Origin of the sequence: Streptomyces sp. NPDC048481, assembly GCF_043200075.1 — a bacterium.
Classification (GTDB): Bacteria; Actinomycetota; Actinomycetes; order Streptomycetales; family Streptomycetaceae; genus Streptomyces.
Genome location: NZ_JBICXC010000007.1, coordinates 269,971 through 293,808, shown reverse-complemented (window position 1 = coordinate 293,808; position 23,838 = coordinate 269,971). Strand labels below are relative to the sequence as shown.

Below are 23,838 nucleotides of genomic sequence, written 5' to 3'. Positions count from 1 at the left end.
TTCGGCAGCTGCACGAGAAGGGGCGCCTCCCGGGAGGCGCCCCTTCTCGTGCAGCTGCCGTTCACGGCCTCGGCGCTCGGCGCTCGGCGCCGGTTCACTACAACCGTGACCGGCCGCCGGCCGCTCAGTCGTCCGACGACTCGCCGTCGTCCGGGGTCTCACCGCTCGGCTTCGGCGGCTTGGGGGGCCGGGTGCGCTCCCCGGGGTCGGGCGGCCCGCCGCCGTCCCGCCGCCGCAGGTAGCGCTCGAACTCGCGGGCGATCGCCTCGCCCGACGCCTCCGGCAGTTCCGCGGTGTCCCGCGCCTCCTCCAGCGTCTGCACGTACTCGGCGACCTCGGTGTCCTCGGCGGCCAGCTGGTCCACGCCCACCTGCCAGGCCCGCGCGTCCTCGGGCAGTTCGCCCAGCGGGATGCGCACGTCGATCAGGTCCTCCAGACGGTTGAGGAGGGCCAGCGTCGCCTTCGGGTTCGGCGGCTGCGACACGTAGTGCGGCACGGCCGCCCAGAGGCTCACCGCGGGCACCCCCGCGTGCGCGCACGCCTCCTGGAGGACGCCGACGATGCCCGTGGGGCCCTCGTACTTGGTCTCCTCCAGGTCCATCCGCTGCGCCAGATCGGCGTCCGACGTCGTCCCGCTGATCGGCACCGGACGCGTGTGCGGGGTGTCGCCGAGCAGCGCGCCCAGGACGACCACCAGCTCCACCCCCAGCTCGTGGGCGAAGCCCAGCAGCTCGTTGCAGAACGAGCGCCAGCGCATGGACGGTTCGATGCCGCGCACGAGCACCAGGTCGCGGGGCTTGTCACCGCCGACCCGCACGACCGACAACCTTGTCGTGGGCCATGTGATCTTGCGCACGCCGGCGTCCATCCACACCGTGGGCCGGTTCACCTGGAAGTCGTAGTAGTCCTCGGCGTCCAGCGCCGCGAACACCTCGCCCTTCCATTCCCGCTCCAGATGCGCGACCGCGGTGGAGGCGGCGTCGCCGGCATCGTTCCAGCCCTCGAACGCGGCCACCATGACCGGGTCGATCAGCTCGGGAACCCCCTCGAGCTCGATCACCCAGCGCCTCCTTCCGACGTGCCCTCGCTTGACCACCCAACCTTACGGCGTTCTGCGGGGGCGCCCGCAGCCCCCTTGCACGGGGGAGTGACCGGATCACTGCCCCGATCACCGCCCCCGGACACCCCTCGGCGTCCGCGTCCGCGGCCGGCCGGGAGAACCGCGTCCGGCGCGCCGGGCCCACCGCCGCGCCCACGCCCCGCGTTCGCGGCCTCCGCCCTACAACGACGAACGCAGCCACTGCTCGACGCTCGCGATGTGCACCGTCGCCCACGACCGCGCGGCGTCCGCGTCGCGGTCGCGCAGCGCCGCCAGGATCGCCCGGTGCTCGCGCAGCGTCCCCGTGACGGCGTCCTCCTGGGTCAGACCGCGCCAGATCCGGGCCCGGGTGGTGGGCCCGGACAACCCGTCGAGCAGCGAGCACAGCACCGAGTTGCCGGCGCTGCGCACGATGCCCCGGTGGAACTCCAGGTCGCTCGCGACCAGTTCCTCCACCGAGGGGGTGTCCCCCAGAGCGTCCAACTGGGACTCCAGCGCGTCGAGTTGCTGCTCGCTCACGCGCAGGGCGGCCATCGCCGTGGCGGCCGGCTCCAGGATGCGGCGCACCGCCAGGAACTCCAGGACGGTGTCGTCGCGGTGGAAGTCCACGACGAAGCTCAGCGCCTCCAGGAGCAGTTGGGGGTCGAGGCTGGTCACGTACGTGCCGTCGCCCTGCCGTACGTCCAGGATCCGGATCAGCGACAGGGCGCGCACCGCCTCGCGCAGCGAGTTGCGCGACAGGCCCAGCTCGGCGGCCAGTTCGCTCTCCTTGGGCAGCCGGTCCCCGGGGCGCAGCGCACCCGAGACGATCATGCCTTTGATCCGCTCGATCGCCTCGTCGGTGACTGCCATGTCCGTCCTCCTGTCGTTCCCCTTGAGACATCCGATGTCTCAGCGGCCATTATGCGGCCGGACCACCGGACCACCGGACCACCGGACCGCCGATCACCGGACCGCCCACGAAGCCGCGATCACGTTCGACGCCGGACGTCCGGCCGCCCCCTGGAGGGCGGGGCGTGGGGCGGGGGCCCGCATGCGGAAGGGGCGGCTCCATAGGGGTGGAGCCGCCCCTTCCCCGGTTCCGGCCCCGGTACGGCGGGGCCGTCCCCCGGCGCCGGCCCCGGTCAGGGGAGTGGGGCCGGCGGAGGGTCTTCGTGCCCGGTCCGCCCAGGGGGCGGGGCCGGGCCGGTGCGCGGGACGGGTCCCGCGGCGGGACCCGTCCCTACTTCTTGTCGAGCAGGTCCTGCACCTTGGCGCGCACGTCGTCCGTGGCGAGACCGCGGATGGTCAGCGTCGTACGGCGGCGCAGCACGTCGTCCGCCGTCTCGGCCCACTCGTTGTCGCGGGCGTAGACGACCTGCGCCCAGATCTCCGGCGCGTCCGGGTGGACGCGCGCGGCCAGCTCGGGGTTGTCGTTGGCCAGCCGGGCGATGTCGAAGGCCAGCGAGCCGTAGTGGGTCGCGAGGTGCTTCGCGGTGTCGGCCGCCATGCGCGGGCCGGGCGCCGGGCTGTCGACCAGCAGCCGGTGGGCGACCGCGCGCGGGTTGGCGACGCCGGGCAGCGGCAGCTTCCTCGGCAGCGCCGAGACGGGCTCGAAGTCGTCGCCCAGCGGGTGGCCCGGCAGCGCCTCCAGCTTCTGCATGACCGTACGGCCGATGTGCCGGAACGTCGTCCACTTGCCGCCCGCGACGGACAGCATGCCGCCCCGGCCCTCGGTCACCACGGTCTCGCGCTTGGCCTTCGCCGTGTCGCCGGGACCGCCCGGCAGGACGCGCAGCCCCGCGAAGGCGTAGGTGATCAGGTCGCGGTCGAGCTGCTGGTCGCGGATGGAGAAGGCGGCCTCGTCGAGTATCTGGGCGGTGTCCTTCTCGGTGACGGCGACGTCCGCCGGGTCGCCCTCGTACTCCTCGTCGGTCGTGCCGAGCAGGAGCATGTCCTCCCAGGGGAGGGCGAAGGTGATGCGGTACTTGTCGATGGGCGTGGCGAGCGCGGCCCGCCACGGCGCGGTGCGCTTCAGCACCAGGTGCGCGCCCTTGGACAGGCGGATGGACGGCGCCGCGTTCGGGTCCTCCATCCTGCGCAGGTGGTCCACCCACGGGCCGGTGGCGTTCAGCACCAGCCGGGCGTCGACGCCGAACTCGTCCCCGGAGAGCCGGTCGCGCAGCTCCGCGCCGGTGACCCGGCCCCGGGTGAAGCGCAGGCCGGACACCTCGGCGTGGTTGAGGACCACCGCGCCCGCCTCGACGGCCGCGCGGACCGTCATCAGCGCCATGCGCGCGTCGTTCATCTGGTCGTCGCCGTAGACGGCCACGGCCTTGAGGTTGTCGGTGCGCAGCTCGGGCACGTCCTGCGCGGCCTTGGCCGGGGACAGGAGGTGGCCGACGCCGTCGCCGAACGCCGACAGCGCGGAGTAGGCGAAGACGCCCGCCCCGAGCTTCGCCGCGCCGTGCGGCCCGCCCTTGTACACGGGGAGGTAGAACGTGAGCGGGTTCGCCAGGTGGGGGGCCACCTGGCGGGAGACCGCACGGCGCTCGAAGTGGTTCTCCGCCACCAGCTTCACCGCGCCGGTCTGCAGGTAGCGCAGACCGCCGTGGAGCAGCTTGGAGGAGGCGGAGGAGGTGGCGCCGGCGAAGTCGCCGGCGTCGACCAGAGCCACCCTGAGGCCGGACTGCGCGGCGTGCCAGGCGGTGGAGATGCCCAGGATGCCGCCGCCGATCACGAGAAGGTCGTACGACGCCTTGGAGAGCTGGTCCCGGGTCTCGGCGCGGCTCGGGTTGGAGCCGGACGCCGGGTGCGTCCCCAGGGCAGGCACGGACTGCAGGGTGGGCTGACTGGTCATTTCGGGTCTTACTCCTCGTCCTCGAGCCAGCCCATGGTCCGCTCGACGGCCTTGAGCCAGCTCTTGTACTCACGGTCGCGGGTGTCCGCGTCCATGCGGGGGGTCCACTCGGCGGCCCTGCGCCAGTTGGCGCGCAGGTCGTCGGTGCTGGTCCAGAAGCCGACGGCGAGGCCGGCGGCGTAGGCGGCGCCGAGGCAGGTGGTCTCGGCGACCATGGGGCGCACCACGGGGGCGTCCAGGAAGTCCGAGAGGGTCTGCATCAGCAGGTTGTTGGAGGTCATGCCGCCGTCGACCTTGAGGGCCGCGAGCTCGACGCCGGAGTCCTTCGTCATGGCGTCGGTGATCTCACGGGTCTGCCAGGCCGTGGCCTCCAGGACGGCGCGCGCGAGGTGCGCCTTGGTGACGTACCGGGTGAGGCCGGCGATCACACCGCGGGCGTCGGAGCGCCAGTACGGGGCGAACAGACCGGAGAAGGCCGGCACGAAGTAGGCGCCGCCGTTGTCCTCGACGGAGAGCGCGAGCGTCTCGATCTCGGCGGCGGTGGAGATCAGGCCCATCTGGTCGCGCATCCACTGCACCAGCGAACCGGTGACGGCGATCGAGCCCTCCAGGGCGTACACCGGCTTGGCGTCGCCGATGCGGTAGCCGACCGTGGTCAGCAGGCCCGAGTAGGAGTTGATGATCTTCTCGCCGGTGTTCATCAGCATGAACGTGCCGGTGCCGTACGTCGACTTGGCCTCGCCCTCGGCGAAGCACGTCTGGCCGAACAGGGCGGCCTGCTGGTCGCCGAGCGCGGAGGCGACCGGGATGCCGCCGAGCAGGTCGCCCAGGCGGCCGCCGGTGACCTCGCCGTAGACCTCGGCGGACGAGCGGATCTCCGGGAGCATCGACAGCGGCACGCCGATGGACTCGGCGATCTTCTCGTCCCACTCCAGGGTGTGCAGGTTCATCAGCATGGTGCGCGAGGCGTTGGTGACGTCGGTGTAGTGCTTGCCGCCGTCGACGCCGCCGGTCAGGTTCCAGATGACCCAGGTGTCCATGGTGCCGAAGAGGATGTCGCCCGCCTCGGCGCGCTCGCGCAGGCCCTCGACGTTGTCGAGCAGCCAGCGCGCCTTGGGGCCGGCGAAGTAGGAGGCCAGCGGGAGGCCGGTCTCGCGGCGGAAGCGGTCCTGGCCGACGTTGCGGCCGAGCTCGCGGCACAGGGCGTCGGTGCGGGTGTCCTGCCACACGATGGCGTTGTGGACGGGCTCACCGGTGTTCTTGTCCCACAGCAGCGTGGTCTCGCGCTGGTTGGTGATGCCGATGGCCTTGATGTCGTCGCGGGTGATGCCGGCCTTCTCGACGGCTCCGGCGACGACCTCCTGGACGTTGGTCCAGATCTCGTTGGCGTCGTGCTCGACCCAGCCCGGCTTCGGGAAGATCTGCTCGTGCTCCTTCTGGTCGACGGAGACGATCCGGCCGTCGCGGTCGAAGACGATGCAGCGGGAGGAGGTGGTGCCCTGGTCGATGGCGGCGATGAAGGGGCCGGCGGTGTGCGCGTCGGTCACTGTGTGCTCCTGGGGGTCCGTGGAATGAGGGCTGTCTGTACGGCGCTGCCGACTACGCGGTGCAGCTGGTGCTCTCAAGCAAAAGCGACGTTGTAGATGCCTGCAGCGATCGCGCCGCCGATCAGCGGGCCGACCACCGGGATCCAGGCGTAGCTCCAGTCGGATCCGCCCTTGTTGGGCAGGGGAAGGAGGGCGTGCACGATACGCGGACCGAGGTCACGGGCCGGGTTGATCGCGTACCCCGTCGGGCCGCCGAGCGACAGGCCGATGGAGACGACCACGAGCGCGGTGATCAGTGCGCCCAGGTTGCCCAGGCCGTTGCCCTTGTCGTTCAGGCCCTGCGTGAGGACGGCCAGCACCAGCACGATGGTGCCGATGATCTCGGTGGCCAGGTTCTGCCAGGCGACGCGGATCTCCGGACCGGTGGAGAAGACGCCCAGGACCGGGCCGGCGCCCACTTCCTGCGCCTCGACGGCCTTGGCCTCGGTGGACTGTGCGCCGGGGCCGCCGACGATCTCGCGGTCGGTCAGGTGCGCGTGGAACTGCCCGTAGTAGGCGAGCCAGACCAGGGTGGCGCCGATGGCGGCGCCGAGCAGCTGCCCGGCCCAGTAGACCGGAACGTTGCTCCAGTCGTCGTCCTTGATCGCGAGTGCGAGCGTGACCGCCGGGTTGAGGTGGGCCCCGGAGAGGGGGGCCGAGGTGTAGACAGCCGTCAGAACGGCGAAACCCCACCCGAAGGTGATGGCGAGCCAGCCGGCGTTGCGGGCCTTGGAGGCCTTCAGCGTGACGGCGGCGCAGACGCCACCGCCCAGCAGGATGAGTATGGCGGTACCGATGGTCTCGCCGATGAAGATGTCGGAGCTGGACACCCGCGACTCCTTTGTCCTTCGTCCAGGGAAGCCGAACCCCGGGTCCCACCGGGGGTTCGAGCGCCCTCGGGGGTGAGAGCGATGCCGGCCTTTGGCGTTGTCACACTCTAGCGCGTATTGCCGTTAGGTGTTCGACAATGCCGACCGATGGACGGGAGTCTTGCCCGGCTGTCGCGTGTGCGTCAAGGGTGCTGTTATTGAAAACGCGATCGTTATTGATCGGGGCAGGGCGTCGATCTTCGCGCCGGTGTGCACGGACGTGCCGCAGATGCCGGTTCAGGACCGTTTCGCGATGCTTTTCGCGCGGGGGAGGGGCACGGCGGCACGGCGGAGGCCGGAACGGCATTCGGGGCCCCGGCGGGGTGCCGCGCGCCGCTCATCGCCCGGCCGATCCCGCGAAGGAATGCCGCCGACGGCTCAGAAGCGTCCGGCGCCCAGATCGCGCGACACCGCGCGGGCGCAGTCCCGCACCGCCGCGATCAGCTCGGGACGCAATTCGCCGTCCCGCGCCAGCCGCTCCACGGCGCCGGTGATCCCGACCGCGCCCACGGGCATGCGCCGCCGGTCGTGGATGGGCGCGGCGATCGACGCCACGCCCTCCCAGGTCTCCTCCACGTCGGCCGCGTAGCCACGCGCGCGCGTGAGGTCGAGGATGTGCTCGAAGGCGTCCGGCTCGCACACCGTGCGGTCCGTGAACGGCTTGCGCTCGACCTCCATGGCCTCGCTGTGGGCCACCGGGTCGTAGGCCGACAGCACCTTGCCCAGGGCCGTGGAGTGCAGCGGCTGCATGGCCCCGATCTCCAGCACCTGCCGGCTGTCGTCGGGCCGGAACACGTGGTGCACGATCAGCACGCCCCGCTGGTGCAGCACTCCCAGGTGGACGCTCTCGCCGCTGGAACGCGCCAGGTCGTCCGTCCACACCAGGGCACGCGCGCGCAGCTCGTGCACGTCCAGATAGGTGGTGCCCAGACGCAGCAGCTCCGCGCCCAGCTGGTAGCGGCCGGAGACGTCGTCCTGCTCGACGAAGCCCTCCTGCTGGAGCGTGCGCAGGATCCCGTGCGCGGTGCCCTTGGCCAGGCCCGTCGACGAGGCGATGTCCGACAGGCCCAGGCGCCGCTCGCCGCCGGCCAGCAGCCGCAGCATCGCGGCCGCACGTTCGACCGACTGGATGTTCCGTGCCATCGCCGTCCTGCCTCCGTCCCCTTCGACCGTCAACCACGGCATGCGCTGCCGCCGTTCGGCAATGTCGAACACTACCGGTCCATGTCGACCTCCCGCTAATGGTCGGTCGATTCGTGTTACGCGAGCCGTCCCCCGGAAGCGGCGCGCCCGTCGCCCGCGCGCGGCCCACGCGCCGCCGCACGGCCCGCCCGGCCGTCCGCGCGCCGCGCGGGGGCCCGGTCCGCCGCGCGGGAGCCGTCCGCCCCGTGGACGCCCCTGACCATAAGGCCTCCGTCCCGGCTACGCTGACGGCGTCAGCACTGCTCGGGAAGCCTCACCACCCGCATCCTGAGAAGACGCAAAGCCGACAGCCGTCGCATCTGAGGGAGCCCTTTCATGGCGTCTGTGCCGCCGACCCCTTCCGCCGACAGCCGGACCCGTGTGTCCGCGCTCCGAGAGGCCCTGGCCACCCGTGTGGTGGTGGCCGACGGAGCGATGGGCACCATGCTCCAGGCCCAGGAGCCCACCCTGGAGGACTTCGAGAACCTCGAGGGCTGCAACGAGATCCTCAACCTCACCCGGCCGGACATCGTCCGCTCGGTGCACGAGGAGTACTTCGGCGCGGGCGTCGACTGCGTCGAGACCAACACGTTCGGCGCAAACCACTCCGCCATGGCCGAGTACGACATCGCCGACCGCGTGTACGAGCTGTCCGAGGCGGGCGCCCGCATCGCCCGGGAGACCGCCGACGACTTCGCCGCCCGCGACGGCCGCACCCGCTGGGTCCTCGGGTCCATCGGCCCCGGCACCAAGCTGCCCACCCTCGGCCACATCGGCTACGGCACCCTGCGCGACGGCTTCCAGGCCAACGCCGAGGGCCTGCTCGCCGGCGGCGCGGACGCCCTGATCGTCGAGACCACCCAGGACCTCCTCCAGACGAAGTCCTCCGTCCTCGGCGCCCGGCGCGCCATGGAGGCGACCGGCGTCGAGGTGCCCTTGCTGGTCTCCATGGCCTTCGAGACGACCGGCACCATGCTGCTCGGCTCCGAGATCGGCGCCGCGCTGACCGCGCTGGAGCCCCTCGGCATCGACATGATCGGCCTGAACTGCTCCACCGGCCCCGCCGAGATGAGCGAGCACCTGCGCTACCTCGCCCGGCACTCCCGCACCCCCCTGCTGTGCATGCCGAACGCCGGTCTGCCCATCCTCACCAAGGACGGCGCCCACTTCCCGCTCGACGCCGTGGGCCTCGCCGACGCGCAGGAGAACTTCGTCCGCGACTACGGACTGAACCTCGTCGGCGGCTGCTGCGGCACGACGCCCGAGCACCTGCGCCGGCTCGTGGAGCGCGTGCGGGGGACCTCGCCCGCCGAGCGCGACCCGCGCCCCGAGCCGGGCGCCGCCTCCCTCTACCAGAGCGTGTCGTTCCGCCAGGACACCGCCTACATGGCGATCGGCGAGCGCACGAACGCCAACGGCTCGAAGAAGTTCCGCGAGGCCATGCTCGAAGGCCGCTGGGACGACTGCGTGGAGATGGCCCGGGACCAGATCCGCGAGGGCGCGCACATGCTGGACCTGTGCGTGGACTACGTCGGCCGGGACGGCGTCGCCGACATGGACGAACTCGCCGGACGCTTCGCCACCGCCTCGACGCTGCCGATCGTCCTGGACTCGACCGAGGTCGAGGTCATCCGGGCGGGACTGGAGCGGCTGGGCGGCCGCGCGGTCATCAACTCGGTGAACTACGAGGACGGCGACGGCCCCGACTCGCGGTTCGCGAAGGTCACCGCCCTGGCCAGGGAGCACGGCGCGGCGCTGATCGCGCTGACCATCGACGAGGAGGGCCAGGCCCGCACCGTCGAGTCGAAGGTGGCCATCGCCGAGCGGCTCATCGAGGACCTCACCGGCAACTGGGGGATCCAGGAGTCGGACATCCTCATCGACTGTCTGACGTTCACGATCTGCACCGGCCAGGAGGAGTCCCGCAAGGACGGCATCGCCACCATCGAGGCCATCCGCGAACTCAAGCGGCGCCGGCCCGACGTGCAGACCACGCTCGGCCTGTCGAACATCTCCTTCGGGCTCAACCCGGCGGCGCGCATCCTGCTGAACTCGGTGTTCCTGGACGAGTGCGTCAAGGCGGGCCTGGACTCCGCGATCGTGCACGCCTCGAAGATCCTGCCCATCGCCCGCTTCAGCGAGGAGGAGGTCGCCACCGCCCTCGACCTCATCCACGACCGCCGCGCCGAGGGCTACGACCCGCTGCAGAAGCTGATGGCGCTCTTCGAGGGTGCCACCACCAAGTCCCTCAAGGCGGGCAAGGCCGAGGAACTGGCGGCGCTGCCCCTCGACGAGCGCCTCAAGCGGCGGATCATCGACGGTGAGAAGAACGGCCTGGAGGCCGACCTCGCCGAGGCGCTGCTGACCCGCCCCGCCCTCGACATCGTCAACGAGACGCTGCTCGACGGCATGAAGGTGGTCGGCGAACTGTTCGGCTCCGGACAGATGCAGCTGCCGTTCGTGCTCCAGTCCGCGGAGGTCATGAAGACGGCGGTGGCCTACCTGGAGCCGCACATGGAGAAGTCGGACGCGGAGGGCAAGGGCACCATCGTGCTGGCCACCGTGCGCGGCGACGTCCACGACATCGGCAAGAACCTCGTCGACATCATCCTGTCGAACAACGGCTACAACGTCGTCAACCTCGGGATCAAGCAGCCCGTCTCCGCGATCCTCGACGCGGCCCAGGAGCACCGGGCCGACGTCATCGGCATGTCGGGCCTGTTGGTGAAATCCACGGTGATCATGAAGGAGAACCTGGAGGAGCTCAACCAGCGCAAGATGGCCGCCGACTATCCCGTCATCCTCGGCGGAGCGGCACTGACCAGGGCCTACGTCGAACAGGACCTGCACGAGATCTACGAGGGCGAGGTGCGCTACGCCCGCGACGCCTTCGAGGGCCTGCGGCTCATGGACGCGCTCATCGGCGTCAAGCGGGGCGTCCCGGGCGCGAAGCTGCCCGAGCTGAAGCAGCGCCGGGTCCGGGCGAGCGCCGCCGAGAACGTGGTCGAGCAGCGCCCGCAGGAAGGACACGTCCGCTCCGACGTGTCCACGGACAACCCCGTCCCCGAACCGCCGTTCCGCGGCACCCGCGTCGTCAAGGGCATCCAGCTCAAGGAGTACGCGTCCTGGCTCGACGAGGGCGCCCTGTTCAAGGGCCAGTGGGGCCTCAAGCAGGCCCGCACCGGCGACGGCCCCAGCTACGAGGAACTCGTCGAGAGCGAGGGCCGCCCCCGTCTGCGCGGTCTCCTGGACAGGCTCCAGACCGACAACCTCCTCGAAGCGGCCGTCGTCTACGGCTACTTCCCCTGCGTGTCCAAGGACGACGACCTGATCGTCCTGGACGAACAGGGCAACGAGCGCACCCGCTTCACCTTCCCCCGCCAGCGCCGCGGCCGCCGGCTGTGCCTGGCCGACTTCTTCCGCCCCGAGGAGTCGGGCGAGACGGACGTCGTCGGCTTCCAGGTCGTCACCGTGGGCTCCCGCATCGGCGAGGAGACCGCGCGGCTCTTCGAGTCGAACTCCTACCGCGACTACCTCGAACTGCACGGCCTGTCCGTCCAGCTCGCCGAGGCCCTCGCCGAGTACTGGCACGCCCGCGTGCGCGCCGAACTCGGCTTCGCCGGCGAGGACCCGGCCGACGTCGAGGACATGTTCGCCCTGAAGTACCGCGGCGCCCGCTTCTCCCTCGGCTACGGGGCCTGCCCCGACCTGGAGGACCGCGCCAAGATCGCCGAGCTGCTGCGGCCCGAGCGGATCGGCGTGCACCTCTCGGAGGAGTTCCAGCTCCACCCCGAGCAGTCCACCGACGCCATCGTGATCCACCACCCCGAGGCGAAGTACTTCAACGCACGGTGACGACGGGACGCCCCGGCCCGCATCAGGCGCGCCACCGGGCACACTGATCGGATAAGTCGTACACTGGTCGGTCCAGTGCAGGCCGGTTCCCCAGCGGGAACCGGCCTGCTCGTCCCTCAAGGAGGTACGCGGATGACCAGTACGGTTCCCGCGCCAGTGACCCGCACGGCCCAGGGCTCGGCCCTGCAGGCCGTGCTCCTCGACATGGACGGCACTCTGGTGGACACGGAGGGCTTCTGGTGGGACGTCGAGGTCGAGGTCTTCGCCCGCCTCGGCCACACCCTCGACGACTCCTGGCGCCATGTCGTGGTCGGCGGCCCCATGAGCCGCAGTGCCGGGTTCCTGATCGACGCGACCGGAGCCGACGTCACCCTCGACGAACTCGCCGTCCTGCTCAACGAGGGCTTCGAGGACCGCATCACCCGCGCCCTGCCCCTGATGCCGGGGGCCGCCCGGCTCCTGGCGGAACTCGCCGAGCACGAGGTGCCCACCGCCCTCGTCTCCGCCTCGCACCGGCGCATCATCGACCGCGTCCTCACCGCGCTCGGCGCCGGCAACTTCCGGCTCACCGTGGCCGGCGACGAGGTCCCGCGCACCAAGCCCCACCCGGACCCCTACCTGTTCGCCGCCGCGGGCCTGGGCGTGGACCCCGCCCGCTGCGCCGTCGTCGAGGACACGGCCACCGGGGTCGCCTCGGCGGAGGCCGCCGGATGCCACGTGGTCGCCGTGCCCTCCGTCGCCCCCATCGCGCCCGCCCCGCGCCGCACCGTCGTCTCCTCCCTGGCACAGGTCGACCTGACGTTTCTGCGCGGACTGATGCCGCTCCGATGACCGCCGCGGCGATCATTGGTGAGCGGCCGATGACGGAAATGCGAGGGGCGTTCACCCAGCGTGCACCGTCGATAGCGGGGAATTCGGCGGTTCCGCCCGCGAACGAATTCCGATCTTCACGGAGCGTCGCGCGGCCGTCGAATTCCGTGCCGCCCGAACTGTTTATGCGTGTGACGTTCCCCACCTGCCCGGGTCTCGACAGATGACTCTCCGCATGCATCGCGGCCCCGGCGGACCCGTGCGGACGCATCCTTGTGTCCCGATTGGTAAGCGGGTGTACGAATCCTTCCGGTGACGGCTGTTCAGTGCGTCCACAGCCGGTTTCGCTGCGTGATGGGCGTTCAACTCCGGTGGCCGTCAACCCTCCTGTCGGCCCCGACTAATCTCGTCGCGAGAACATCGCCCTAACCCCGTGATCCGCAGCGCCACCCCTGCATGCCGGATACACGGACCGACAGCTCTGGAGAAACTCGAGCATGAACCGTAAGACTTTGGTGCTGCCGGCCGTGGTCGGTCTGCTCGCGCCCGCACTCGCGGCCTGCGGCGGAACCGACGGCGGGAGCGGCAGCGGCGACGCCATCGTCGTCGGCACCACCGACCGGTTCACGGCCACGAAGGACGCCCCGGCCCCGCTCGACCCGGCGTACTCCTACGACGTCGGCACCTGGAACATCCTGCGCCAGACCGTGCAGACGCTGATGATCCAGCCCAAGGGCGAGGGCGAGCCCGTCCCCGAGGCGGCCGAGAGCTGCGGCTTCACCGACACCGGCAACGAGCGCTACTCCTGCAAGCTGCGCAGCGGCCTGAAGTTCGCCAACGGCGACGACGTGACCGCCAAGGACGTCAAGTTCTCCATCGAGCGCGCCCGCTCCATCAAGGCCGACTCCGGCGTCTTCGCCCTGCTGTCCACGATCGACACCATCGAAACGCAGGGCGACAACGAAGTCATCTTCCACCTCAAGACCGCGGACGCGACGTTCCCCTTCAAGCTGTCGACCCCGGTCGCCGGCATCGTCAACCCCGCCGACTACGACAAGAACAAGCTGCGCGACGGTTTCGACGTCGACGGGTCCGGCCCCTACACCCTCAAGGCCGAGACCGACGGCGACCAGATGACCAAGGCCGTGTTCACCAAGAACCCCAACTACAAGGGGACCTTGACGGTGAACAACGACAAGGTCGACATGGTGTCCTTCAAGGACGCCGACGCCATGGGCAGCGCCCTGCAAAAGGGCGACATCGACCTCATGACCCGCACCATGTCGCCGGAGCAGATCCGCAAGCTCTCCGAGTCCTCCGCGAGCGGCGACATCGACCTCGTCGAACTCAACGGCCTCGAGATCCGCTACCTCGCCTTCGACACCACGGACCCCGCGGTCAAGTCCAAGGCCGTGCGCCAGGCGATGGCCCAGATCATCGACCGCAGCCAGCTCGTCTCCGCCGTGTACGGCTCCCAGGCCGAGCCCCTCTACTCGCTCGTCCCGGCCACCGTCACCGGCCACTCCAACTCGTTCTTCAACACCTACGGCGACCCGAACGTCGGCAAGGCCAAGTCCATGCTGGCCGACGCGGACATCACCACCCCGGTGAAGCTGACCCTGAACTACACGACCGACCACTACGGTCCGGCCACCAAGCAGGAGTTCCAGACCCTGCAGAAGCAGCTCAACGACAGCGGCCTGTTCGACGTCACCATCAAGGGCACCGAGTGGGACTCCTTCGTCCCGGCCGAACGCAAGGGTGAGTACGCCGTCTACGGCATGGGCTGGTTCCCCGACTTCCCCGACGCCGACAACTTCGTCGCGCCCTTCCTGGACAAGGACAACTTCCTCAAGTCCCCCTACTCCAACAGCGACATCATCAACAAGCTGATCCCGGCCTCCCGCCGCGAGGCCGACCGCCTCAGCGCCGGCAAGAGCCTGACCGAGGCCCAGGACATCGTCGCCAAGGACGTCCCGATCCTCCCGCTGTGGCAGGGCAAGCAGTACGTCGCCGCCAACAACGACGTCACCGGCACGGCCTACGTGCTCAACTCCTCCGCCACCCTGCAGCTGTGGGAGCTCGGCCGCGGCTCCGGCAGCTGACCCACCCCGGACACCACGCACGACGAAGGGCGCCCCCCGCGGGGGCGCCCTTCGTCGTCGCCGGCCATGCCGCGCCTACTGGGCGCCCGGACGCACCAGACCGCTCTCGTACGCGTACACCGCCGCCTGCACCCGGTCGCGCAGCCCCAGCTTCGTCAGAACATGCCCGACATGCGTCTTCACCGTCGTCTCGCTGACGAACAGATCCGCCGCGATCTCCGCGTTCGACAGCCCCCGGGCCACCAGCTTCAGCACCTCCACCTCACGGTCGGTGAGCGTGTGCAGCGTGTCCGGCACCGGCTCGTCGCCCGACGGCAGATGGGTGGCGTACTTGTCCAGCAGCCGGCGCGTGATGCTCGGCGCCAGCATGGCCTCACCCGCGGCCACCACCCGGATCGCCTGCACCAGTTCGACCGCCGGCGCGTCCTTCAGCAGGAACCCGCTCGCCCCCGCCCGCAACGCCTCCACCACGTACTCGTCGAGATCGAACGTCGTCAGCACCAGCACCTTCGCCGGTCCGTCCCGCCCGGGCCCGGTGATCTGACGGGTCGCCTCCACCCCGTCCATCCGCGGCATGCGAATGTCCATCAGCACCACATCGGGCTGCAACGCCCGCACCTGGTCCAGAGCCTGCAGGCCGTCTCCGGCCTCGCCGACGACCGCGATGTCCTGCTCGGCCTCCAGAATCATCCGAAAACCCGTGCGCAGCAGCGGCTGGTCGTCGACCAGTAGGACGCGGATGGCCACATGAATCTCCTTCTCTAGCCCGGCCCCATTCTGCCCTGCGCCCCGCCCTCCGACTCGGCCGCCCTCACCGGCTCCACCACCGGCGACGCCACCGCCAGCGGATACGGCGGGGGAGTGCCCCCGAACTCCGGACAGTGCGCCTGGTGATCACACCAACCGCACAACTTCGTCGGCCGGGGCCGCCACTCACCCGTCCGCGTCGCCAGCCGGATCGCCTCCCACAGCGCGAGCAGCTTGCGCTCCACCCGCTCCAGATCCGCGAGCACCGGGTCGTACGTCAGAACGTCCCCACTGCCCAGGTACACCAGCTGCAACCGCCGCGGCACCACGTTCTTCAGCCGCCACACCACCAGCGCGTAGAACTTCATCTGGAACAGCGCGCCCTCCGCGTACTCCGGCCGCGGCGCCTTGCCCGTCTTGTAGTCGACGATCCGCACCTCACCCGACGGCGCCACATCGACCCGGTCGATGATCCCGCGCAACCGCAGCCCCGACTCCAGCTCCGTCTCCACGAACAGCTCCCGCTCGGCAGGCTCCAACCGCGTCGGATCCTCCAGCGTGAACCAGCGCTCCACCAGCCGCTCCGCCTCCGCCAGCCACCCCGCCAGCCGCTCGCCCTCCGGATCGTCGGCGAACAGCTCCACCACCTCCGGACGGCTCTCCCGCAACCGGTCCCACTGCCCCGGGATCAGCGACTTCGCCCGCGGCGCCGTCCGCTCCGCCGCCGGAGCGTCGAACAGCCGCTCCAGCACCGCGTGCACCAGCGTCCCCCGCGTCGCCGCCGGACTCGGCTTCTCCGGCAGCCGGTCGATCACCCGGAACCGGTACAGCAGCGGGCACTGCATGAAATCACCGGCACGCGACGGCGACAGCGAAGCCGGCGCCACCGCCACCCGCTCCACCGCCACCGGCTCCACCGCCACCGGCGCGCCCGCGACCTCACCCGCCGCCACGCCCGCCGGACCCTCCACGACACCGCCGCCGCCCACCTGGACGACGTCCTCGCCACTGCTCTCCATGACCACAGACCTTACGGCCCACCACCGACAGTCACCCCCCCTCCCGCACCCCGCCCGCCCCGGGCACCGAGGCCCGCCGGGAAAACACGGGGGGTGCCGGGCGGAACAGATCACCCCCGCCGCATACCATCGGAGCCAGACCCTCCCGCCCGGCACCGGCGGGAGACGCAACGATCGAGGGGACACCGTGGTGGAAAGCGGCGGGAGCGGGCGGCCGCGGCCGGACAACGAACAGTCGGCCGAGCACCCCTCCACACCTGCGTCCCCGGCCACCGACCCCCGGCCGAACCCGGCCCCGGCCGACGGCCCCCCGGACACCCCCCGGCACCCGCCGGCGCCGGACGACGACCGCGGCCCCGGCGGCGAACACCCCGACCCCACCCCCGGCGCCCCGACGGACGACGACGCGACCCCCACACCCCGGACCCCCCGCGCACACCCGGCCCGGCCCGCCGACGCAGCCGAACACGCCGAGCCCGCCGCCCCCCGCCCCACACCCCCCGGCCTCCCCAAAGGCCCCCCGCCCGCACGCCCCCCGGAGCAGCCCCGCGGCGGCCTCCTCATGGGCCGCCCCTTCGGCGTCCCCGTCTACGTCGCCCCCAGCTGGTTCCTCGTCGCCGCCCTCATCACCTGGGTCTTCGGCGGCCAGCTCGACCGCGTGCTCCCCGAACTCGGCGCCGCCCGCTACCTCGTCTCCCTCTTCTTCGCCGTCGCCTTCTACGCCTCCGTCCTCATCCACGAACTCGCCCACACCGTCGCCGCCCTCCGCTTCGAACTCCCCGTCCGCCGCATCCAGCTCCAGTTCTTCGGCGGCGTCTCCGAGATCGAGAAAGAAGCGGAGACCCCCGGCCGCGAGTTCTGGCTCGCCTTCGTCGGCCCCCTCCTCTCCCTCGCCCTCTCCGGCCTCTTCTACCTCGCCATGCAGCCCGTCGAGCGCGGCACCGTCCCCGGCGTCCTCCTCGCCGGCCTGATGATCTCCAACCTCATCGTCGCGATCTTCAACCTGCTGCCCGGCCTCCCCCTCGACGGCGGCCGCATGCTCCGCGCCGTCGTCTGGAAGATCACCGGCAAACCCATGAGCGGCACCATCGCCGCCGCCTGGGTCGGCCGCGCCCTCGCCGTCTCCGTCCTCATCGGCCTCCCCCTGCTCACCCAGTCCGGCGCCCTCGGCTCCAGCGCCGAGGACAGCGTCGGCATGGACACCGTCACCGACGCCCTCCTGGCCGCCATCCTCGCCGCCATCATCTGGACCGGCGCCGGAAACAGCCTGCGCATGGCCCGCCTGCGCGAGCACCTCCCCGAACTGCGCGCCCGCACCCTCACCCGCCGCGCCGTCCCCGTGGAGACGCACACCCCCCTCTCCGAAGCCCTCCGCCGCGCCAACGACGCCGGCGCCCGCGCCCTCGTCGTCGTCGACGCCCACGGCGAACCCCTCTCCCTCGTCCGGGAAGCCGCCATCGTCGGCGTCCCCGAACACCGCCGCCCCTGGGTCGCCGTCAGCGGCCTCGCCCAGGACCTCACCGACGGCATGCGCGTCTCGGCCGAACTCGCCGGCGAAGACCTCCTCGACGTCCTGCGCGCCACCCCCGCCACCGAATACCTCGTCGTCGAGGAAACCGGAGAGATCTTCGGCGTCCTGTCCGCGGCCGACGTCGAGCGCGCCTTCGTCAAGGCCATGGCCCGCCCCAACTGACCACCCCGCCCCCCGGACGATGGTCGGCGACCCCGCCAAACGCCGGTAGGCTGGTCACATGTCCGAACCGACCGGTGCCGCCCGCAGGCGCGGGCCCTTCAAGGTCGGGGACCAGGTTCAGCTGACCGACCCCAAGGGCCGCCACTACACGTTCACGCTCGAAGCCGGGAAGAACTTCCACACCCACAAGGGTTCCTTCCCGCACGACGAACTGATCGGCTCACCCGAGGGCAGCGTCGTCCGCACCACCGGGAACGTCGCCTATCTCGCGCTGCGCCCCCTGCTCCCCGACTACGTCCTGTCCATGCCCCGCGGGGCAGCCGTCGTCTACCCCAAGGACGCGGGGCAGATCCTCGCCTTCGCCGACATCTTCGCCGGCGCACGCGTCGTCGAAGCCGGCGTCGGCTCCGGCTCCCTCAGCAGCTTCCTGCTGCGCGCCATCGGCGACCAGGGCATGCTGCACTCCTACGAGCGCCGCGAGGACTTCGCCGACATCGCCCGGCAGAACGTGGAGCGCTACTTCGGCGGCCCGCACCCCGCCTGGCAGCTCACCGTCGGGGACCTCCAGGACAACCTGAGCGACACCGACGTCGACCGCGTCATCCTCGACATGCTCGCCCCCTGGGAATGCCTCGAAGCCGTCTCCAAGGCACTCGTCCCCGGCGGCATCCTGTGCTGCTACGTCGCCACCACCACCCAGCTCGCCCGGACCGTCGAGTCCATCCGCGAGATCGGCTCCTTCAACGAGCCCACCGCCTGGGAATCGATGATCCGCAACTGGCACGTCGAAGGCCTCGCCGTCCGCCCCGACCACCGCATGATCGGCCACACCGGCTTCCTGCTCACCGCCCGCCGCCTCGCCGACGGCGTCGAGCCCCCCATGCGCCGCCGCCGCCCCGCCAAGGGCGCCTACGGCGACGACTACTCCGGCCCCAACGCCGACGGAGGCGCCGGCCGCTGAGCGGCACCCCTGCACCACCCACAACGACAAGGCGCCGTGGCCGAGTTCCCCCCATCCACCGGGAACTCCGCCACGGCGCCTCGCCAGTTCGCCCCCGGCCCGGCCGCCCGGCCCTCAGCCGCCCCACCCCCGCGTCCGAAATCCCGCACCCCGGCGTTCCCCCGCCCTGTGACGTGTGGCACGATGCTGGCCAATCCCACCCCACCCCACCGGCACAGCCCCCGCAGGAGACACCCGTAGTGCAGCACTCCGCCGTCCCGGAACTGGCACACACCCACACCCGGCCCATCCACTGGGTCGCGACCGCCACCGCCGTCGCCGGCGTCGTCGCCCTCTCCTCGCTGCTGCAACCCAAACCCGCCACGGCCGCCCAGACCCCCGGCCCGCCCGCCGCGGCCCCCGCCACCACCGGCGTCGACTTCCCCCTGCACTGCGGCCCCGTCACCGCACTCGTCGTCAAGAAGGCCACCGGCGACCTCGACGGCGACGGCAACCCCGAAACCGTCGCCGTCGTCCACTGCGACGCCCCCATGGGCACCCCGCCCGACGGCGTCTACGTCCTCACCCGCGGCCCCCACGACACCCACGCGCGCGTCGTCGCCACCCTCGTCGACCCCAAAGCCCGCAACACCGTCACCGACCTCACCGTCACCGACGGAGCCGTCGCGGCCACCCTCCTCGGCTACTCCACCCCCGACGTCCCCAGCTGCTGCCCCGACGTCAAGGACCACGCCCGCTGGCAGTGGAAGGACCACAAGTTCCTGCGCACCACCCCCGCCGGCGCCCGCAGCGTCTGACTTACCCGGGCCGTTCGCCCTGTGAGAAATCAGACAGCCGTCACAGCGCGAGCCGGCCCGCTCACTCCGCGTCCGGACCGTAGACCTCGACCCCGTCCGAAACCCGGCGCACATGAATGCAGTCGCCCGGACACTCCCGCGCCGAGTCCACCACATCCACCAGCAACGGCAACGGCACCGGCGTCACCGCCCCCTTGGCCTGCAACAGCTCGTCCTGCTCACCCTTCACATACGCGAGCCCGTCGATGTCCAGCTCGAACACCTCCGGCGCGTACTGCGCGCAGATCCCGTCACCGGTACAGAGATCCTGATCGATCCACACCTCCAGGGCCTCGCCATCTACACCGGCCTCCTGCTGCACGCCCATAACTCCCGCCGTTTACCGTCGAACCGCCAGGGAACCATGCAGGCTCTGACGGGTGTTGAACACTTCGACCCTACCCTCGGCCGCTTTCCAATCATGTTCGGTGGGTATTCCCCTGGCGTGAGGGAGAGCGCAAGGGTGAAGATCGGACACACCCCGACAGTCTTTGTGATCTAGGGGTTTCAATCGACACCCACCCAGGTAGGGTCTGGAAGCGTCCAGCTCCCCTTGGAGGAGGTGAGGACCGTGGCAGCCCACGACGACGACATGAACCGCGGCATCCGCCCGGGACGAGGGTCCGACGACCCGTCCGGGCAGATTGCCTACCTTGAGCAGGAGATCGCCGTCCTGCGACGCAAGCTCGCCGACTCTCCGCGACACACGAGGATTCTCGAAGAGCGGATCGTCGAGCTGCAGACCAACCTGGCCGGCGTGTCCGCCCAGAACGAGCGACTCGCCAACACGCTCCGCGAGGCCCGCGACCAGATCGTGGCCCTCAAGGAGGAAGTCGACCGGCTCGCCCAGCCGCCGGCCGGCTTCGGAGTCTTCCTCACGGCGAACGAGGACGGCACCGCCGACATCTTCACCGGCGGCCGCAAACTCCGCGTGAACGTCAGCCCCGGCGTCGAACTCGACGAACTCCGGCGCGGCCAGGAAGTCATGCTCAACGAAGCGCTCAACGTGGTCGAGGCCATGGAATACGAGCGCGTCGGCGACATCGTCACCCTCAAGGAGATCCTCGAGGACGGCGAACGAGCCCTGGTGCTCGGACACACCGACGAAGAACGAGTGGTCAGGCTCGCCGAGCCCCTGCTGGACGTCACCATCCGGCCCGGCGACGCCCTCCTGCTCGAACCCCGCTCCGGGTACGTCTACGAGATCGTCCCCAAGAGCGAGGTCGAGGAACTCGTCCTCGAAGAGGTCCCCGACATCGGCTACGAGCAGATCGGCGGCCTCGGCGGACAGATCGAGATGATCCGCGACGCCGTCGAGCTGCCCTACCTGTACCCCGACCTCTTCAAGGAGCACGAGCTCCGCCCGCCCAAGGGCGTCCTCCTCTACGGACCCCCCGGATGCGGCAAGACGCTCATCGCCAAAGCCGTCGCCAACTCGCTGGCCAAGAAGGTCGCCGAAGTCACCGGCCAGGCCACCGGCAAGAGCTTCTTCCTCAACATCAAGGGCCCCGAGCTCCTCAACAAGTACGTCGGCGAGACCGAACGCCAGATCCGCCTCGTCTTCCAGCGCGCCCGGGAGAAGGCCTCCGAGGGCACCCCCGTCATCGTCTTCTTCGACGAGATGGAATCCCTCTTCCGCACCCGCGGCTCCGGCGTCAGCTCCGACGTGGAGAACACCATCGTCCCGCAGCTCCTCGCCGAGATCGACGGCGTCGAAGGCCTGCAGAACGTGGTCGTCATCGGCGCCTCCAACCGCGAGGACATGATCGACCCCGCCATCCTGCGCCCGGGCCGCCTCGACGTGAAGATCAAGATCGAGCGCCCGGACGCCGAAGCGGCCAAGGACATCTTCCAGAAGTACCTCACCGAACGCCTCCCCCTGCACTCCGAGGACGTCGGCGAACACGGCGGCGACAAGACCACCACCGTCCAGAGCATGATCCAGACGGCAGTGGAACACATGTACGCCGAATCCGAGGAGAACCGCTTCCTGGAAGTCACCTACGCCAACGGCGACAAGGAAGTCCTCTACTTCAAGGACTTCAACTCCGGCGCCATGATCGAGAACATCGTCGGTCGCGCCAAGAAAATGGCGATCAAGGACTTCCTCGACCACAACCAGAAGGGCCTGCGCGTCTCCCACCTCCTCCAGGCATGCGTGGACGAGTTCAAGGAGAACGAGGACCTCCCCAACACCACCAACCCCGACGACTGGGCCCGCATCTCCGGAAAGAAGGGCGAACGGATCGTCTACATCCGCACCCTCATCACCGGAAAGCAGGGCGCGGACACCGGACGCTCCATCGACACGGTGGCGAACACCGGGCAGTACCTGTAAAAACAGGGCGGCTGCGGGTGCCCACCACGGGTACCCGCAGCCGACTGCTTTCCGGGCCACGGCTGGAGCAAGGCAATGACGCAAATGATCTCCCCACCAGCGCAGAGGCGTTCTAGGCTCTTCCGTACCGCCGGGTCGCTAGTTGCGGGGACGGGCACCGCACACGCACCGGAGCACCACCGGTATCTGAGCGGCGCCCACGACCGAGGGTGCCGCCGGGCAAGGAGGGCCGCATGACCGTACGGCGAGTAATGGGCATCGAGACGGAGTACGGCATCTCCGTCCCCGGCCACCCCAACGCCAATGCCATGCTCACCTCGTCCCAGATCGTCAACGCCTACGCGGCGGCGATGCACCGGGCCCGCCGGGCCCGCTGGGACTTCGAGGAGGAGAACCCGCTGCGGGACGCGCGTGGCTTCGACCTCGCCCGCGAGACCGCCGACTCCAGCCAGCTCACCGACGAGGACATCGGCCTCGCCAACGTCATCCTCACCAACGGCGCACGTCTCTACGTCGACCACGCACACCCCGAGTACAGCGCCCCCGAGGTCACCAACCCCCGCGACGCCGTCCTGTGGGACAAGGCCGGCGAACGCATCATGGCCGAGGCCGCCGAACGAGCCGCCGCGCTCCCCGGCGCCCAGCCCATCCACCTCTACAAGAACAACACCGACAACAAGGGCGCCTCCTACGGCACGCACGAGAACTACCTGATGAAGCGGGAGACCGCCTTCTCGGACATCGTGCGCCACCTGACGCCCTTCTTCGTCTCCCGCCAGGTCTTCGCCGGCGCGGGCCGCGTGGGCATCGGCCAGGACGGCCACGAACACGGCTTCCAGCTCAGCCAGCGCGCCGACTACTTCGAGGTCGAGGTCGGCCTGGAGACGACGCTGAAACGCCCCATCATCAACACCCGCGACGAACCGCACGCCGACGCCGAGAAGTACCGCCGCCTCCACGTGATCATCGGCGACGCCAACCTCTCCGAGATCAGCACCTACCTCAAGCTCGGCACCACGGCCCTCGTCCTGTCGATGATCGAGGACGGCTTCATCGCCGTCGACCTCGCCGTCGACCAGCCCGTCCGCACCCTCCACCAGGTCTCCCACGACCCGAGCCTGAAGCGACTGGTCACCCTCCGCAGCGGCCGCACACTCACCGCCGTCCAGCTGCAGATGGAGTACTACGAGCTGTCGCGCAAATACGTCGAGGAACGCTTCGGCGCGGACGCCGACGACCAGACCAAGGACGTCCTCGCCCGCTGGGAGGACACCCTCAGCCGCCTCGAGAACGACCCCATGAGCCTCGCCGGCGAACTGGACTGGGTCGCCAAACGCGAGGTCATGGAGGGCTACCGGCGCCGCGACGACCTCGACTGGGACGCCGCCCGCCTCCACCTCGTCGACCTCCAGTACGCCGACGTCAGGGCCGAGAAGGGCATCTACAACCGCCTCGTGGCCCGCGGCCGCATCAAACGCCTACTGGACGAGTCCGAGGTCGACAGGGCCGTCTCCAAGCCCCCGGAGGACACCCGCGCGTACTTCCGCGGCCGCTGCCTGGAGCAGTACGCCGACGACGTCGCCGCGGCCTCCTGGGACTCCGTGATCTTCGACCTGCCCGGCCGGGACTCGCTCCAGCGCGTCCCAACCCTGGAACCCCTTCGCGGAACGCGAAATCACGTCAAGGAGCTCCTGGACCGCTGCCGGACCGCGGAAGACCTGGTCAGGGTCCTGTCGGGCAGCTGAACCGTGACCCGGACGGAACCTGCCCGACGGGTGGGACGCCTTCCGTCCGGGAATCATCGAGATGGGCCTCGTACGTTGACGCAACTGCGGGGCCGATGTCGGACCGGGCTTGTAGGGTCTGATCATCACCGATCGGCAGGAATGCCGACCTGTC

The 23,838-nt window shown here is 70.5% G+C and carries 17 protein-coding genes; 8 read left to right on the top strand and 9 right to left on the bottom strand.

Annotated features, from left to right (window positions below):
• Positions 1-124: 124 nt before the first annotated feature.
• The 6 genes from ACGFSH_RS22750 to ACGFSH_RS22725 all read right to left on the bottom strand — a co-directional run bounded on the left by ACGFSH_RS22750 (position 125) and on the right by ACGFSH_RS22725 (position 7,536).
• Complete coding sequence (locus tag ACGFSH_RS22750; RefSeq protein WP_329408216.1) at positions 125-1,060, bottom strand: PAC2 family protein; 936 nt, start codon at positions 1,058-1,060, stop codon at positions 125-127.
• 219 nt (positions 1,061-1,279) lie between these two features.
• A complete protein-coding gene (locus tag ACGFSH_RS22745; protein WP_393351372.1) occupies positions 1,280-1,951 on the bottom strand; it encodes a FadR/GntR family transcriptional regulator in 672 nt (223 codons plus the stop codon).
• A gap of 370 nt (positions 1,952-2,321) precedes the next feature.
• Positions 2,322-3,938, bottom strand: coding sequence for an FAD-dependent oxidoreductase (locus ACGFSH_RS22740; RefSeq protein WP_393351370.1), 1,617 nt, complete (start codon positions 3,936-3,938; stop codon positions 2,322-2,324).
• Between the two features lie 8 nt (positions 3,939-3,946).
• Positions 3,947-5,485 carry a glycerol kinase GlpK gene (glpK, locus tag ACGFSH_RS22735; RefSeq protein ID WP_393351368.1) on the bottom strand — a complete coding sequence of 513 codons (1,539 nt, stop codon included), beginning with the start codon at positions 5,483-5,485 and terminating at the stop codon, positions 3,947-3,949.
• Between the two features lie 74 nt (positions 5,486-5,559).
• Complete coding sequence (locus tag ACGFSH_RS22730) at positions 5,560-6,354, bottom strand: MIP/aquaporin family protein (protein ID WP_393351366.1); 795 nt, start codon at positions 6,352-6,354, stop codon at positions 5,560-5,562.
• A gap of 417 nt (positions 6,355-6,771) precedes the next feature.
• A complete protein-coding gene (locus ACGFSH_RS22725; RefSeq protein ID WP_393351364.1) occupies positions 6,772-7,536 on the bottom strand; it encodes an IclR family transcriptional regulator in 765 nt (254 codons plus the stop codon).
• Between the two features lie 375 nt (positions 7,537-7,911).
• On the opposite strand from ACGFSH_RS22725, the gene metH reads away from it, so the two are divergent.
• The 3 genes from metH (at position 7,912) to ACGFSH_RS22710 (ending at position 14,345) form a co-directional block, all read left to right on the top strand.
• On the top strand, positions 7,912-11,430 hold the full coding sequence (gene metH, locus ACGFSH_RS22720) for a methionine synthase (protein ID WP_393351363.1): 3,519 nt from the start codon (positions 7,912-7,914) through the stop codon (positions 11,428-11,430).
• 132 nt (positions 11,431-11,562) lie between these two features.
• Positions 11,563-12,261, top strand: coding sequence for an HAD family hydrolase (locus tag ACGFSH_RS22715; protein WP_393351361.1), 699 nt, complete (start codon positions 11,563-11,565; stop codon positions 12,259-12,261).
• A gap of 476 nt (positions 12,262-12,737) precedes the next feature.
• On the top strand, positions 12,738-14,345 hold the full coding sequence (locus ACGFSH_RS22710; protein ID WP_393351360.1) for an ABC transporter substrate-binding protein: 1,608 nt from the start codon (positions 12,738-12,740) through the stop codon (positions 14,343-14,345).
• Between the two features lie 75 nt (positions 14,346-14,420).
• On the opposite strand, the gene ACGFSH_RS22705 is transcribed toward ACGFSH_RS22710, so the two are convergent.
• Positions 14,421-15,092 carry a response regulator transcription factor gene (locus ACGFSH_RS22705; protein WP_044380401.1) on the bottom strand — a complete coding sequence of 224 codons (672 nt, stop codon included), beginning with the start codon at positions 15,090-15,092 and terminating at the stop codon, positions 14,421-14,423.
• 14 nt (positions 15,093-15,106) lie between these two features.
• Positions 15,107-16,111, bottom strand: a complete 1,005-nt coding sequence (locus ACGFSH_RS22700) for a RecB family exonuclease (protein WP_393351358.1) — start codon at positions 16,109-16,111, stop codon at positions 15,107-15,109.
• A 187-nt stretch (positions 16,112-16,298) separates the two neighbouring features.
• On the opposite strand from ACGFSH_RS22700, the gene ACGFSH_RS22695 reads away from it, so the two are divergent.
• The 3 genes from ACGFSH_RS22695 (at position 16,299) to ACGFSH_RS22685 (ending at position 19,562) form a co-directional block, all read left to right on the top strand.
• Entirely contained in the window at positions 16,299-17,804 is a 1,506-nt protein-coding gene (locus tag ACGFSH_RS22695) for a site-2 protease family protein (protein ID WP_393351356.1), read from the top strand.
• Positions 17,805-17,862: 58 nt separating this feature from the next.
• A complete protein-coding gene (locus ACGFSH_RS22690) occupies positions 17,863-18,765 on the top strand; it encodes a tRNA (adenine-N1)-methyltransferase (protein WP_393351354.1) in 903 nt (300 codons plus the stop codon).
• A 239-nt stretch (positions 18,766-19,004) separates the two neighbouring features.
• Positions 19,005-19,562, top strand: a complete 558-nt coding sequence (locus ACGFSH_RS22685) for a hypothetical protein (protein ID WP_393351352.1) — start codon at positions 19,005-19,007, stop codon at positions 19,560-19,562.
• Positions 19,563-19,623: 61 nt separating this feature from the next.
• Here the strand turns inward: ACGFSH_RS22685 and ACGFSH_RS22680 are convergent, their stop codons facing one another.
• Positions 19,624-19,929 carry a ferredoxin gene (locus ACGFSH_RS22680; RefSeq protein ID WP_393351349.1) on the bottom strand — a complete coding sequence of 102 codons (306 nt, stop codon included), beginning with the start codon at positions 19,927-19,929 and terminating at the stop codon, positions 19,624-19,626.
• A gap of 243 nt (positions 19,930-20,172) precedes the next feature.
• Here ACGFSH_RS22680 and arc point away from each other — a divergent pair, with 243 nt between their 5' ends.
• Positions 20,173-21,939, top strand: a complete 1,767-nt coding sequence (gene arc / locus ACGFSH_RS22675) for a proteasome ATPase (RefSeq protein WP_109001848.1) — start codon at positions 20,173-20,175, stop codon at positions 21,937-21,939.
• A 233-nt stretch (positions 21,940-22,172) separates the two neighbouring features.
• Entirely contained in the window at positions 22,173-23,684 is a 1,512-nt protein-coding gene (gene dop, locus ACGFSH_RS22670; RefSeq protein ID WP_393351347.1) for a depupylase/deamidase Dop, read from the top strand.
• The last annotated feature ends 154 nt before the right edge of the window (positions 23,685-23,838 follow it).